General features: G+C 66.5%; 16 protein-coding genes. 5 read left to right on the forward strand and 11 right to left on the reverse strand.

What is annotated here, in order from left to right; translation table 11 throughout:
• Positions 1–308 precede the first annotated feature (308 nt).
• Positions 309–1,103: a hypothetical protein gene (locus tag ABIB14_RS06190; RefSeq protein WP_354234928.1), complete on the forward strand. Its 795-nt coding sequence runs from the start codon at positions 309–311 to the stop codon at positions 1,101–1,103.
• A 101-nt stretch (positions 1,104–1,204) separates the two neighbouring features.
• Here ABIB14_RS06190 and ccsB read toward each other — a convergent pair whose 3' ends face one another.
• Genes ccsB through ABIB14_RS06215 form a run of 5 tightly spaced genes read right to left on the reverse strand, consistent with a single transcriptional unit; the run spans position 1,205 to position 6,167 of the window.
• A complete protein-coding gene (ccsB, locus tag ABIB14_RS06195; RefSeq protein WP_354234930.1) occupies positions 1,205–2,305 on the reverse strand; it encodes a c-type cytochrome biogenesis protein CcsB in 1,101 nt (366 codons plus the stop codon).
• Entirely contained in the window at positions 2,305–4,122 is a 1,818-nt protein-coding gene (resB, locus tag ABIB14_RS06200; RefSeq protein ID WP_354234932.1) for a cytochrome c biogenesis protein ResB, read from the reverse strand. Before resB ends, ccsB begins: the two co-directional genes overlap by 1 nt.
• A complete protein-coding gene (locus ABIB14_RS06205) occupies positions 4,122–4,877 on the reverse strand; it encodes a cytochrome c biogenesis CcdA family protein (protein ID WP_354234934.1) in 756 nt (251 codons plus the stop codon). Before ABIB14_RS06205 ends, resB begins: the two co-directional genes overlap by 1 nt.
• 10 nt (positions 4,878–4,887) lie before the next feature.
• On the reverse strand, positions 4,888–5,499 hold the full coding sequence (locus ABIB14_RS06210; protein ID WP_354234936.1) for a TlpA family protein disulfide reductase: 612 nt from the start codon (positions 5,497–5,499) through the stop codon (positions 4,888–4,890).
• Positions 5,500–5,501: 2 nt separating this feature from the next.
• A complete protein-coding gene (locus ABIB14_RS06215) occupies positions 5,502–6,167 on the reverse strand; it encodes a histidine phosphatase family protein (RefSeq protein ID WP_354234938.1) in 666 nt (221 codons plus the stop codon).
• A 214-nt stretch (positions 6,168–6,381) separates the two neighbouring features.
• Between ABIB14_RS06215 and ABIB14_RS06220 the strand changes: the two genes are divergently transcribed.
• The 3 genes from ABIB14_RS06220 (at position 6,382) to ABIB14_RS06230 (ending at position 8,607) form a co-directional block, all read left to right on the forward strand.
• Positions 6,382–6,930: a YceI family protein gene (locus ABIB14_RS06220; RefSeq protein ID WP_354234939.1), complete on the forward strand. Its 549-nt coding sequence runs from the start codon at positions 6,382–6,384 to the stop codon at positions 6,928–6,930.
• Between the two features lie 205 nt (positions 6,931–7,135).
• Entirely contained in the window at positions 7,136–7,747 is a 612-nt protein-coding gene (locus ABIB14_RS06225) for a hypothetical protein (RefSeq protein WP_354234941.1), read from the forward strand.
• A gap of 176 nt (positions 7,748–7,923) precedes the next feature.
• A complete protein-coding gene (locus ABIB14_RS06230) occupies positions 7,924–8,607 on the forward strand; it encodes a hypothetical protein (RefSeq protein WP_354234943.1) in 684 nt (227 codons plus the stop codon).
• A gap of 95 nt (positions 8,608–8,702) precedes the next feature.
• Here ABIB14_RS06230 and ABIB14_RS06235 read toward each other — a convergent pair whose 3' ends face one another.
• Together ABIB14_RS06235 and ABIB14_RS06240 are read right to left on the reverse strand one after the other, a co-directional pair.
• Complete coding sequence (locus ABIB14_RS06235; RefSeq protein WP_354234945.1) at positions 8,703–9,398, reverse strand: redox-sensing transcriptional repressor Rex; 696 nt, start codon at positions 9,396–9,398, stop codon at positions 8,703–8,705.
• Between the two features lie 101 nt (positions 9,399–9,499).
• A complete protein-coding gene (locus ABIB14_RS06240) occupies positions 9,500–9,784 on the reverse strand; it encodes a glutaredoxin family protein (RefSeq protein ID WP_354234947.1) in 285 nt (94 codons plus the stop codon).
• A gap of 177 nt (positions 9,785–9,961) precedes the next feature.
• Here ABIB14_RS06240 and ABIB14_RS06245 point away from each other — a divergent pair, with 177 nt between their 5' ends.
• Entirely contained in the window at positions 9,962–10,780 is an 819-nt protein-coding gene (locus ABIB14_RS06245) for an HAD family hydrolase (protein ID WP_354234948.1), read from the forward strand.
• 104 nt (positions 10,781–10,884) lie between these two features.
• On the opposite strand, the gene ABIB14_RS06250 is transcribed toward ABIB14_RS06245, so the two are convergent.
• The 4 genes from ABIB14_RS06250 to ABIB14_RS06265 form a co-directional block, all read right to left on the reverse strand.
• Positions 10,885–10,983, reverse strand: a complete 99-nt coding sequence (locus tag ABIB14_RS06250; RefSeq protein ID WP_003792170.1) for a 30S ribosomal protein bS22 — start codon at positions 10,981–10,983, stop codon at positions 10,885–10,887.
• A 193-nt stretch (positions 10,984–11,176) separates the two neighbouring features.
• Entirely contained in the window at positions 11,177–11,389 is a 213-nt protein-coding gene (locus tag ABIB14_RS06255; protein ID WP_354234950.1) for a helix-turn-helix domain-containing protein, read from the reverse strand.
• A 192-nt stretch (positions 11,390–11,581) separates the two neighbouring features.
• Complete coding sequence (locus tag ABIB14_RS06260) at positions 11,582–12,694, reverse strand: 3-deoxy-7-phosphoheptulonate synthase (RefSeq protein ID WP_354234951.1); 1,113 nt, start codon at positions 12,692–12,694, stop codon at positions 11,582–11,584.
• Positions 12,695–12,943: 249 nt separating this feature from the next.
• Complete coding sequence (locus ABIB14_RS06265) at positions 12,944–13,633, reverse strand: FadR/GntR family transcriptional regulator (protein ID WP_354234953.1); 690 nt, start codon at positions 13,631–13,633, stop codon at positions 12,944–12,946.
• Between the last annotated feature and the right edge of the window lie 65 nt (positions 13,634–13,698).

Below are 13,698 nucleotides of genomic sequence, written 5' to 3' on the forward strand. Positions count from 1 at the left end.
GGAATCCAAGCCTTAGTTGCGGCTAATTCCGGCAAACCGCTGCCACGAGGGCACCCAGGCCAACTGCCCCACGTACGCGCACTTCTCCCCCACACCCTGCCCCCTCTGTGGATAACGCTGGTGTCCCCTCCTCTCGGGCGCAGAATGCTCATATGCGCCAGCCCAGCGAACTTCCCCCGCATCTTCGAAGCCAGCCCTTCACCGTGGCAGAGGCCCGCGCTGCCGGGCTGGGCAGACGTCGCAGCCGGGCTCGTGATCTCGTCAGCCCCTGTCATGGAGTGCGCGCTTTAGCCGCTACCCCGGACAGTTTGCTTGAACGCGCACGTTCCCTGGCAGCTGTCACCGGCGCGGTCGTGAGCCATCTATCCGCAGCTGCGTTAGGGGGATTCCCACTACCTCAGGCTTTCGAGAACCCGGCCGTCGTCCATCTGACAAGTCCGCCGGGCCGGCGGGCGCCGCGGCGCAAGAACGTAAAGGGCCATGAGCATTCACTAGAGCCAGACGAGATCGTGGCCGGCACCCGGGTCCGCTGCACCTCCCCATTGCGGACGTGGTTCGACCTCGCCTGCATTCTGAGCCTCGATGAACTGGTTATTGCCGGCGATTTCCTGTTCCGGCGGCGGAACCACTTGACCGCGATAGACAAGTTGGAGGCGTATCTCGAAGGGAAGCAAGGCAGGCCAGGCTACCGGCGCGCCATACAGGCCCGCGCCCTGATCCGAGCCGGCACGGACTCGCCTAAAGAAACCGAACTCCGGTTTCTGCAGGTTCGACATGGCCTGCCTGAACCCGGAATCAACGTCCCGATATTCGACGAGACCGGCGGTTGGATCCAGGACCCCGATCTCTCCTACGCGGAAGAAAGGATCGCTATCCAATACGACGGCGGGCACCATTCCACTCCGGCACAGCGTCGCAGTGACATCGTCCGGGACGAGAACGCGAGGGATGCCGGGTGGCGGGTTGTTGTGCTGACTCAGTGGGATCTGACCCCGTTCGCCTACAGCATGGAGCCGACAGCCGTGACCAAGGTGCGGGCAGCTTTAGTGGAACGCGGCTGGGTGCCCGCCCCCGGTCCGACATGGGAATGTCGACCCATCTGACCTGAATGGCGAATCGACGCGGCACCTGCGCCCGCGGAGCCGTCGGCACCGGGCGCCGGCACCTAAGCCCGCGTACCCGTCACAAGCCCGGTGAAGGGACCCTACAGTCCCGAGTAGGAGTGCAGGCCGTTGAAGAACTGGTTGACGATGGTGAAGTTAAAGACCACGCACAGGTAGCCCACGATCGAGAGCCAGGCCGCTCGGGTCCCGGTCCAGCCGCGGGTGGCGCGGGCGTGCAGGTAACCTGCGTAGACCACCCAGATCACGAAGGTCCAGACTTCTTTGGTGTCCCAGCCCCAGAACCGGCCCCAGGCCTTCTCGGCCCAGATGGCGCCGAACATGAGGGTGAACGTCCAGCCGACGAACGCGATCGCGTTGATGCGGTAGGACAGGTTCTCCAGGCTCAGGGCGTTCGGGACAAGGCGCATGAAGCCGAGCTTGTCGGCACCGCCGGCGGCGATGGCCTTTTGCCGGTGCGACTGCACGAGTTGCAGCGCGGACATGGCGAACGTCAATGTGAACAGCGCCGAGGACATCACCGCGATGGAGACGTGGATGATCAGCCAGTAGCTCTGCAGCGCCGGCACGAGGTGTCCCACGGGCGTCCAGAACGAGATGGAGGCGGCCACGAGCATAATGATCGCGAGGCCCACCACGAAGGTTCCCAGGAAGCGCAGATCTCGGCGGATCAGGACCAGCAGGAAGACCGCCACGGCCACGAACGCACCCGTGGTCAGGAACTCGTACATGTTGCCCCACGGCACCCGGCCCGCGCCGAGGGCCCTGGTGATGACGCCCGCCGCGTGGATCGCGGCACCCAGCACCGTCAGGGCGACGGCAATCCGGGCGGGAGCGCGCCGCTCGGCGGAGTAGCGCATGGCGCCGTCGGCGGTCTGGCCCGCGCCGCCGCCCTGGCTGCCCGCAGCGGACGACGTCGGACGCTCGGCGCGCCCGGCCGGGCCGCTGACGTCGGAGTCGGCGCGGTCAAGGGCAGCGGATGAAGCCCCGACGCCGGCGCCGACCGGTACACGCGCGGCCTCGGCGCCTGACAGTTCAGCCGCCTTCAGGTCCACCGCTCGCAGCATCTTGCTGCTCTTGGCCAGGTCCCAGGCGAAGGCGATGAAGGCCACCGTGTACGTGCCGGCCGCCAGCAGCATGAAGAGCTCGCTGTACTGGCCCATGGTTTCGTTGATGGGGAACATTACTGATCCTTCTTTGACTCAGGAGAGCCTGCTGTGGACTGGATGGAGTCTGCTGCGGGTTGTTCCAGGGACGTCGGCGTGCCAGCTGCCCCGCTCGGGCAGGTCTCCGCCCGGCCATTATCCGCCTTCGCGCTGGGAACAGGCTGGGAATCGACGTCGTCCAGCGGCCAGGCGGCCGCCAGCAGGCCGCGGATGGCGCTGGCTTCGCCGGCCAGCCGGTGGTCCTCGCCCCGGGCCAGGAGGCCGTACTCCACCATGGTCCGGCCGTCCTCGTGGGTTCCGGTGCGGACCCAGACGCGGCGGCGGTTGACGTAGAGCGAGATGACGAGTCCGGCGACCGCGAGCAGTGCGAAAAACAGCGCGTAGCCCTGGCCGGGGTTGTGGTGGATGTCCACGCCGACGTAGCGCTTCACGCCGTCGAACGTGATGGTGCCCTTGCCGTCCGGCAGGGTGTGGGTGGCACCAGGGGTCAGCACGATGCCCTTGGTGTCCAGGTTGCGCGCGTTCAGCGGCGTCAGCTTCTTCACGTCGAGCTCAAACACATTCTGCGGAGTGCCGCTGTCCAGCCCGAGGTCGCCGTAGTAGGAGTTAAGCGTCAGCTGCGGGTTGAACAAGTCAGGATCGCCGCTGAAGGACACGCCCTCCGGGGTGACGAACGCGGTCGGCAGGAAGAAGCCCGCGAAGGCCAGCTGCTCGGGCTTGGCATCGGGGACCTTGATGACCACCGAGGAGTAGTAGTTCTCGCCCTGCAGCTTGGCCACTACCGGTCCCTGCATGGCGACATTGCCGGCGCCGTCGCGCACCGTGACCACCGGGGCATAGCCGTTGCCGGTCAGGTAGATGCTGGTGCCGCCCAGGCTGAGCGGATCGTTGACCTTCAGCACCTCCTGCTTGGCGGGCGCGTCCGGGTTTTCCTTGGTGGTCACATCAGCCTTGAAGTCGATCGGCTGGCCAAATTTGCCCTTGGATTCGCGGTCAAAGGTGATCTGGAACTTGTCCAGCTGGATGGAATAGGGCTGCAGCTGGCCGCTCTGAAAATTGGTGCCCGGGGTGAACTGGTCGTAGCCCACCAGGGTGTTCACGAAGGTGTCGCCCTCGACCAGGATCCGCTGCCCGCTGTAGCCGAACAGGCCGCCGGCCGCGACGGACACCAGCACGCCGATCAGAGCGGTGTGGAAGACCAAGTTACCGACCTCCCTGAAGAAGCCGCGTTCCGCGCCGAGCGAGGGCCGCGCGCCGTCGCGGTCCCGGACCTCCACCCGGTAGCCGCGCTTCTTCAGCAGTGCCGCTGCGTCGTCAATGGCGCCCGACGCCGGGATCCCGGCGTCGGCGGGGATGACCAGGGTGCCGTACTCGGGCAGCCGGGACAGCCTGGCCGGGGTGCGCGGCGGCTGGGAGCGCATTGCCTTGTAGTGGGCGATGGCGCGCGGCACCACGCAGCCGATCAGCGAGATGAACAGCAGGATGTAGATGGCCGAGAACCACGCTGAGGAGTACACGTCGTAGAGCTGCAGCGAGTCCAGGATCTTGCCGTAGTCCGGGTGGTCCTTGATGTACTGGGTGACGATCGAGGGGTTGGCGGGCCGCTGCGGGAACAGCGATCCGGGTACGGCGGCGACGGCGAGCAGCAGCAGCAGGAACAGCGCGGTGCGCATGCTGGTGAGCTGCGTCCAGGCCCAGCGGAGCATGCCCACCGGTCCGAGCGAGGGCAGGGCAGCGTCTGCCCTGCCGGCGGAAACAGCCCTGGCGGGGCCGGTGCCGGGCTCGGGCGTGCCGGGGGCCGGGGATTTCTTCTTTACGTTCACTCGCTCGCTCATCAGATCGGCAATGTCACATCGGTTTGGAACCAGTACTGCAGCCCGGACACCCAGGCTCCCCACACCCCGCTGGCCATCAGCAGGCCGAGCACAATCAGGATGCCGCCACCGGTGCGCTGGATGGCGAACCGGTGCTTGCGGAAGAAGGACAGCACGCCGATGCCGCGGCGCATGGCCAGGGCGATCAGCAGGAATGGAATGCCCAGGCCAAGGCTATAAACGAAGGCCAGGAGGGCGCCTTTCGCCGCGGAAGATCCGCCGGAAAGGCTCAGCAGCTGGACGGCCGAATAGGTCGGGCCGATGCACGGCGCCCAGCCCAGTCCGAAGGTGATGCCCAGCAGCGGTGCGCCCCACAGCCCGGCCGGCGGTTTGGCGTGGATCTTCGCGTCGCGTTGCAGCCAGCCGAAGCCGCCCATGAAGACGATACCCATCACGATCACGAGGCCGCCCAGCAGCTGCGTGATCCACGCGTTCTGCGAGCCGGTGATCAGCGTTCCGAGCTGGCCGAAGGCGCCCCCGAGGAGGACGAAGATCACCGAGAAGCCGAGCACGAACAGCCCGATGCCGGCGAGCATCCGGCCGCGCTTCTGCTTCTGCAGGTCGACGCCGGTCAGCCCGGTCACGTAGCCGAGGTAGCCGGGCACCAGCGGCAGCACGCAGGGCGAAAGGAAGGATACGAGTCCGGCCAGCAGCGCCACCGGGATGGCAAGCAGCAGCGAACCGCTCAGGATTGCTTCGGCGAAGGGGCTATTCACGATGCCGGCCTTACTCGGCCACGGCGGCGGCGATGAGGGATTTCAGGGTGCCCTTCTGGATTTCGCCGAGCACCCGGGACGCGACCCGGCCCTGCTTGTCGAGGACCAGCGTGGTGGGGACCGCGCCGGGCGGGACCAGCCCGGAAACGGCCAGCAGGACGGCCCCGTCCTTGTCGTTGAAGCTCCGATACGTCAGGTTGAAGGTCTTATCGAACGCTTCCGCCGTCGGCTTCTCATCGCGCAGGTTGACGCCGAAGAACTGCACGCCGAGGTCTTTAAACTCCTGGTGCAGGGCCTCCAGCGACGGCGCCTCCACCCGGCACGGGGCGCAGGCGGCGAACCAGAAGTTGAGCACCGTGACCTTGCCCGGGAAGTCCGACGCCGTGACGGCGGTGCCGTCAAACAGCGTCCCCTTGATGTCCACCGGCGCTTTCCGGTCGGCGACGGCGAATTCGGTCACCGAGCCGTCACCGGCGACGTAGTTCTTGTTGTCGCCCGCCTTGGCTTGCTTGGCGAGGGCGTCCTCCTGGGCGCAGCCGGACAGACCCAGCACAACGGCAAGCGCACCGCCGCCGGCGGTGAGGAGGCTGCGGCGGCTCAGTCGCGGACCCTTCCCGTACATGCTCAGGCTCCCGGGGTGCTGGACGCACCGGGCAGAAGGGCGGAAGCGGGCTCGCTGTAGTCGACGCGCAGCAGCCTCCCGGCGTCGTCGAACACGAGCGACGTTACGGAGGTCAGGGTGCACTCGCGTTTCCGCGGGTCATGCCATAACGGCCGGCCCTCGGCGCTGAGACGGGCGGCCCAGATAGGCAACTGGTGGCTGACCAGGATGGCCTCCGCGCCGGCGCCGCCGAGTTCAATGGCCCGCAGCCGCGCGTCCTGCACTGCGGCGGTCACCCGCGCCGCTTGCTCGCGGTACGGCTCGCCCCAGGACGGACGCAGCGGGTTGCGCAGCATCCGCCAGTGCTTGGGCTTAAAGAGTTCGCCCTTGGAAACCTGGAGCCCCTCGAAGTAGTTGGCGGCCTCGATGATCCGTTCCTCGGTCACGATGTCAAGGTTGAGCGCCCGCGAGATCGGCTCGGCGGTTTCCTGGGCGCGGGTCAGCGGGGAGGCTACAAGATGCACGATCCTGGCCCCCTGTGCGGCGCGGTCACTGAAGTGTTCCGCTAACGTTCGGGCCATCTCCTGGCCCAGCTCGGAGAGGTGGAACTCCGGCAGCCTGCCATACAGGACACCTTCGGGGTTGTGGACCTCGCCGTGGCGGAGCAAATGAACAGTGGCTTGGGGCATGTCTACCAGTTTCTCAAAGGGCAGGGGCAATGGCGAAATCTTCTACGAAAGGTAGAACTCAAACTTTTTGAGAAATGTTCCCCGGCGACGGAATAAAAGATGCAAATGCATGTTTATACTGGGTGGAGCAGTTAGTTGAGACTTCAACAAATGGAGCTTCGGCCTGGGCTCAGTCGAACCTGAGCACCACCCACCCGACCCAAGGAGAACCCCCATGGCACTTCCTACCAACCTCACCACCGGCACCTGGACCCTCGACCCTTCGCACAGCGAAATCGGCTTCAGCGTCCGCCACGCAGGCATCAGCAAGGTCCGCGGCCAGTTCAAGGAAGCCGACGCGACCCTGGACCTCGCCAACTACGTCATCGATTCCAAGGTGAACGCCACCATCAAGACCGCGAGCTTCGACTCAGGCGACGCCAACCGCGACGGCCACGTCCGCGGCGAGGACTTCTTCGACGTCGAGAAGTTCCCGGAGATCTCCTTTGTCTCCACCGCCATCGTCGCCAAGGGCGACGCCTACGAGCTGCTGGGCGACCTGACCATTAAGGGTGTCACCCACCCGGTGGCGCTGGACACCGAACTCAACGGCGTGGCCGTTGACCCGTTCGGCAACACCCGCGCCGGCCTGACCGCCGAAACCACCATCAGCCGCAAGGACTTCGGCCTGACCTGGAACGCAGTCCTCGACGCCGGTGGCGTGCTGGTCAGCGACAAGGTTGCCATCAACCTCGAACTGGCCTTCATCGCCCCCGCAGCGTAGTCCGCGCCGCCCCCTGAGGGCGGACAGGCTCCTCCGGCGCTCGCCGGAGACGCTTCCAAACGCCCCGCCCCATCCCCGGATGGAGCGGGGTGTTTGGCTTAAGCGGGCCGACCCCCGCGGTGTTCCGTCTTTCTCCTTGCGACGACATGGCACCGCCGAAGGAGTCCGCTAGGAAGCACTGGTCCCGGAGTCTAAAGTGAAAATCATGAGCAATCCCGGCGACGCCTCCGAACCCGAGCAGCCACGGGGCACTCCCCCGCAACCGGGTGGCTTACCGCCGGGCGGGGAACGGCTAGGCGGGGCGTCCGGCCAGCCGGTCGGGCCGGGCTGGCCGGGCGGGTTCCGCTTTGAGTGGCCCGCCCACCGACCGCGGACCTTCCATGACGTCCTGCCTGCGGGCGGCTATTCCGGGATGTTCACCGTCCCGGCGATGCCCCCTGAACTGAAGATCTCCTACTGGGTGTGGGTGGTCGGAGGCCTGCTGGGACTGCTCGCGGGAGTGATCGGGCTTTTCGGCGCGGTGGTTCTGTTTGTGGTGTCGCCGCCGGCGGGCATCCTGCTGCTGCTGCTGGTGCTGGTTGCCCTCGCCTTGGCGGGTGCGCAGGTCACGCTCGCGATGAAGATGAAGGAGGGCTGGGCGTGGGCCCGCTTTGCGCTGACCATCGCCGCCAGCGTCAGCCTTGTCCTCGCAGCCTTCAGTACGGGTATCGCCGGAGGCGGCAGCTGGCCCGGCTTTGTCATTAGCCTGGCCGCGACCGTGCTGATGTGGCTGCCCAACTCGCAGTCGTGGTTCAACTCCTTCACTGGCCGGCTCTAGTCCCGACTGAGCCGGAGAATACCCCGCACGGCGACGGCGGATGCAGTGGGCGAGAATACCGCTGAGGAATGACCCAAACCTCGGCAGGGCCGGGGTACCGTGGAGTTAGACCACGCTGGGCAGGGTGCGACACCGGTCCGGTAGCCCATTCCGCCACAGAAACGCAAAGGACCGCCATGAGTATCCCGCCAGTCGAGCCTTCCAGCCCGGACGGGTCCGAGTCGGGCAAGCCGGCTCCGCAGTACGGCCAGCAGGCCCCGGCCCCGCAGTACGGCCAGAACGCACCGCAGTACGGCCAGCAGGCGCCGGGCTACGGCCAGAACGCACCGCAGTACGGCCAGCAGGCGCCGGGCTACGGCCAGTCCCCCTATGCTCAATCACCCTACGGTCAGCAGCAGACCCCCGGTGCTGTGCCCAGGCTCGTCAATATCGCTTTCTGGCTGATTGTCGCCTCCGGCGCAATCTGGGTCCTCTCCCTCCTGCTGTCCATTGGTGCCCTGGACACCCCGGCCTTGCGGGACATGTTCCAGCAGCAGATGGCGGCAAGCGGCGCGGCCGTCAATTTCAATGACGTCAAGCCCTTCCTGACCGGGACAATCGTGGTGTTCGCCGTGATCAGCGTGGCCCTCTACGCGCTTGTGGCGCTCAACGTCCGCAAGGGCAGGAACTGGGCACGGATTCTCGGCACGGTCTTCGCCGTACTGTCGATCTTCAGCCTGCTCCCGCTGAGCATCGGCACCCTCGCGGTGCTGGCAGGCATTGCGGGCATCGTGATGCTGTACCTGCCGGCGACCTCCCCCTACTTCCGGAAGCAGCAGCCTTTCGCCAACCCGTCCGCCCAGTACCCGTACGGGCGCTAAACCGGGGCACCCCCGCCGCAGGCGGGATATCGGGCGGGATAACAGTGCGGGTTCAGGGGGGTTAAGGGCGCAGGATCCGGAACAGCCGACTGAAGCTAGTCGGCGTCCTCCGGATCCTGCGCCCTTTGCGCGTGATAAGCGAGGATCTGCAGCTCGGTGGCCATGTCCACCTTGCGGAGATTGACTCCGGGGGGCACCTGGAGCATGACCGGGGCAAAGCTGAGAATGCTGCGCACGCCCGCGGCCACCACGCGGTCGCACACGCCCTGCGCCACTGCGGCGGGGAGCGCCAGAACCACCATGTTGGTACCCGTGCGGTGCAGCACGGATTCGAGGTCCGCGGCGTCGCTCACCCGCAGCCAGCCGACCTCGCTGCCCACCACCATCTGGTCGGCGTCGAAGATCGCCACGATGTCAAAGCCGCGCGATTCGAATCCGCCGTAACGGGCGAGCGCCTTGCCGAGGTTGCCCGCGCCGACAATCGCGACCTTCCAGTCGTGGGTCAGGCCCAGCGCCGCGGCGATGTGCCGGTTCAGGTACTGCACTTCATAGCCCACGCCGCGGGTCCCATAGGAGCCCACGTAGGAGAGGTCCTTGCGGAGCGTGGAGGAACTGACACCGCAGGCCTCGGCAAGCGACTCGGAGGAAACGCGGTCCACTCCTTCGGCCAGCATTGCCGTCATGGCGCGCAAATACAGCGTCAGCCGTGCCACGGCCGCCGGCGGGATCTGCTTGGCCGCAGTACCGGCTCCCCCGGGCAGGGCATCGGGTGATGAATCCAGCGAAGTCACTATCTGCTCCATTGCGTCGCGTTGTTTCTCCACTTTAGAGCCACGGTGGTAAGTGTCACAAAGCAGACCGCGGCCGCACCGGCCCCAAGGTCAGGGAGTATTCAGGCCGTCTGGCCCAGGGCACGGCGCAGTGTACGGGCCAGCCGCGCCTCGTCGATGCGCCAGAAATCCCGCTGGACACCATCCACCAGCAGCACTGGGATTTCCTCGGCATAGCGCTCGCGCAGGCCGGCGTCGTCGTCGATGGACCGCTCGGACCACCCGAGTCCCAGCGCTGCGGTGACGCGCCCGACGGCGTCGCGCGCGTCAGCGCACAGGTGGCAATTGGCTTTGGTGATCAAAACTACACAAGGATGGGGCGCGGGCTGGGGTGCGGGTTTGGCCATGGTCCCACGGTAGCCCTGCCCTCGTCCTGGCGTCGACGCGGTCCGCGCTCCCGCCGGCGTCCCCTCCGCGGCCCCGACGGATTCGAACGGTATACCAACGCTATTTCGACGCGGTAAGGGGGCATGGCGGCGGGTCAACTGCGCGTACGGGCCGCCGGTATTGACTAGACTCGAGGCATGCCCGAGGAGAAGATCGTCGCTGTGGCCACGCGGCCGGCTGTGACACCGCAGCACAGCGAGGCGGCCTTCTTCGACGTCGACAACACCCTCATGCGGGGTGCCAGTCTCTTCCACGTCGCCCGCAAAATGCACCAGCGCGGAGCCTTCACAATCCCGCAGGCTGCCGGCTTCGCCTGGAAGCAGTTGATGTTCGTGCTCCGTGGCGAAAACATCGACGACGTCCACGCCGTCCGCGACAGCGCCCTGAGCCTGGGCTCAGGTCTCACAGTGAAGGACATCGAAGCCCTCGGCGAGGAGGTCTACGACGAGATGATCGAGTCGCGGATCTGGCCGGGCACCAAGGCGCTGGCCGAACAGCACCTGCGCATGGGCCGCCGGGTCTGGCTCGTCACGGCGACCCCGATCGAGGTGGCAACCGTCATTTCCAGCCGGCTGGGCCTCACCGGCGCCCTCGGCACGGTGGGTGAGATCCGCGACGGGTCCTACACCGGACGGCTCGTGGGCGAGATCCTGCACGGTCCGGCGAAGGCCGTGGCGGTCCGCGGCGTAGCCGAGGCGGAGGGCCTGGATCTGGACCGTTGCTGGGCTTACAGCGACTCGCACAACGACATCCCCCTGCTCAGCATGGTCGGGCACCCGGTGGCCATCAATCCCGACGGCCGGCTGCGCCGCCACGCACGCGAACACAATTGGCCGGTCTACGACTTCCGTTCCGGACGCCGGGCGGCGACCCTGGGCCTCAAGTTCGCGACCGTGGGCGGGGCGGTCTACGGCCTCTGGCGGGGCTTCTCCCGCTTCCGCGGCCCCTCCGCGTAGAGCCGCCCGGAGCGGGAGTCGCGCTACCGAGACGCGGGCCCGGAAGCAAAAGAAAATGCCCGCCGCCGGGAGGGCAACGGGCACTTCGTTTGTGTGAAGTATCTCTACTTCTTATTGCGACGCTGGTGGCGCGTCTTGCGAAGCAGCTTGCGGTGCTTCTTCTTGGCCATACGCTTGCGACGCTTCTTAATAACTGAACCCACGAAAGTTCCTTACCGGCTAGATGCATTACCTGCCCGTTGGATAGGGTCCGCGGGCTAAGCAGCAGACTGCACAACTGACAGGTTCTTACAATGACGTAAAACGTTCCTTAACAGAGTACCGCTTGTCGGGGGCACACCACGACCTCAGGCCTCGCGAGGAGGTCTGCTTTGGCCGCGTGCGACGGCAGAAGTCTCAGCCCGTCTCGGTTCGTCCGTCGACAACGGCACCCTTAAGGTACTGTTCGACGGCGGTTTCCGGAACCCGATACGAGCGGCCGAAGCGCACTGCCGGCATCTCGCCGGAGTGCACCAAGCGATACACGGTCATCTTTGACACCCGCATGACGTCCGCGACCTCGGCCACGGTGAGAAAGCGCGCGTTGGAGAAGTTTGCCTCCGAAGACATTTCCCTTATTCCTTTTGCTCAAGCGAACGGCTGCCCCGTCTGAACGACATGGCGGTGTGCCGATGCTGAGCCATCAAACAACCATGTGCTAGATACTCTAGAGGTTCGTGGTGCCAATGGGAAAGCCTTGCGCAGGAATCAAGGAGGATTTCCGCAGGAATCCCGCACCGGCCGGCTTCCTTACGCCCGGTTTCAGCCCCGGGTGCGCCTGGTGCGCGCCGACGCGGCCAGCTGGCCAAGCACGGAGGCGGTGACTTCCCAATCCATGCAGGCATCCGTGACGCTCTGGCCGTACAGCAGCTGGTCGGTTCCCGCCGCGTGTTGGGCGACATCCAGGGCCTGCGCACCGCCCACCAGGAAGCTCTCCAGCATGATTCCGGCAATGGCACCTGCCGAGGTTCCGCCGTTCTCGAGCTGGGCGCCGACCTCCAAGGCGACTTCGGCCTGCCGGTGATGGTTCTTGCCGCTGTTGGCATGGCTCGCGTCCACGATCAGCCGCGGGTTCAGCTGCTGCCCGGCGAGCCGGGCGGAGGCTGCCTCGACGTCGGCGGCGGAGAAATTGGGCCCCTGGCTGCCGCCGCGCAGGATGATATGTGTGTCCGGATTGCCGGCGGTGCTGACCAGTGCGGCCCGTCCGTCGCCGTCGATCCCCAGGAACGCCTGGGCGGCGGCCGCGGCGCTGCACGAGTCGAGCGCCACCTGCAGGCCGCCGTCGGTCCCGTTCTTGAAGCCAATCGGCATGGAGAGGCCGGAGGCGAGCTGGCGGTGGATCTGGCTTTCCGTGGTGCGCGCGCCGATGGCACCCCAGGCCACAAGGTCCGCCATGTACTGCGGGCTGATCGGTTCGAGGAACTCTGTGGCGGTGGGCAGCCCCAGCGCCGTGACCTGGCGCAGGAACTGCCGGGCGGCGCGCAGGCCGGCCGCAATGTCATGGCTACCGTCAAGCCGCGGATCATTGATCAGGCCCTTCCAGCCCACCGTGGTGCGCGGCTTCTCGAAGTACGTGCGCATCACGATCAGCAGGTCTTCACGGTGTTTCTCGGCCTGGCTGACCAAGCGGCGGGCGTATTCGAGCCCTGCTCTGGGATCGTGGATGGAGCACGGTCCGACAATCACGAGCAGCCGGTCATCAACGCCGTCCAGGATGGCGCGGACCTCGTCGCGGCCCCGGCCGACGACGGCGGAGTCCCGGCCGTCCAGCGGAAGCTCCGAAATCAATTCCTGCGGGGTGGGCAGCGCGGTGAATTCGCTGATCCGCAGATTAGAGGTGGAAGGCTGGTTTTCACGGGCTGCTTCGATGCTCATTATTCGGGTCCTGTTCCGGGTGCGGAGCGGGCCCTGGTCAGAACCCGCCGGAGAAAATGGCGAAGGGCAGAGAATGATCTCTGCCCTGTTGGCTCTGAAGGAAAGCTGGATGCGTGTCAGTTAGACGCAGGCCCCTCCAGAGCCAACGAAAAATACGCATACCAACGGTTAGTCATGCCACCGACCATAGCCCCGCTCCCGGCCGGCGGGCAAAGCGGGGCGTAACATTCCGACGGCGGCGGCCGGGCGTCAGGCGCGGCCGCCCAGACCTGCCTCCGCGTAGTAGCCCTCGATATGTTCCGCCACCAGTACGGCAGCCACAGCGCCATCGTCCCGGGTGATGGCCGTCAGGATGTTCCGGTGTTCCTGCCGCAGCCGCGCCGCAGTGGCGTCCCAGTCCGGCAGGTTTCCGGTAAGTCGTCCGGCGTAGTCCTGGATTGCTTCGCGAAGTGAGCCCATCATGGCACTGACCACCGCGTTGCCCGCGGCGTCGGCGAGCGCCAGATGAAAGCGGACGTCGAGGGCCAGGAACTCCTCCGTCTCCGTGCAGTCCTCCATTCGTTCCAGCAGGCCGGCAGCCTCCGCGAGGGCGGGTGACCCGGGCCGGGCCCTGGCCGCGGCCCACGATTCAAGCAGCACCCGGGTTTGTACAATGTCCGCCACCGGCAAATGCGAGGTGGCCACGTGGAGCCGCAGGGCCGAGCCGAGGGCCGCCGTCGGGTCCGAGATCACCACCGTGCCGGCCTCGGGTCCCGATCCCACCCCAGCCCGGACCGCCCCCATCGCTTCGAGGACCCGGATGGCCTCGCGCACCGAGGTACGGGAGACGCCTAACTGCTCGGCCAATGTTCGTTCCGCGGGGAGCCGGCCGCCCACCAGCAGTTGCCCGCCGGAGAGTTGGTCTTCAATCCACTGCAGGACGAGCCGGTGCGTACGCATGGCCACATCCTACTTGTTGTGGTTGGACCACATCCCCTAGAGTCTGGTCCAACCACAGTGTTGGA

The organism is Arthrobacter sp. UYEF3, from assembly GCF_040546245.1.
Lineage (GTDB): Bacteria > Actinomycetota > Actinomycetes > Actinomycetales > Micrococcaceae > Arthrobacter.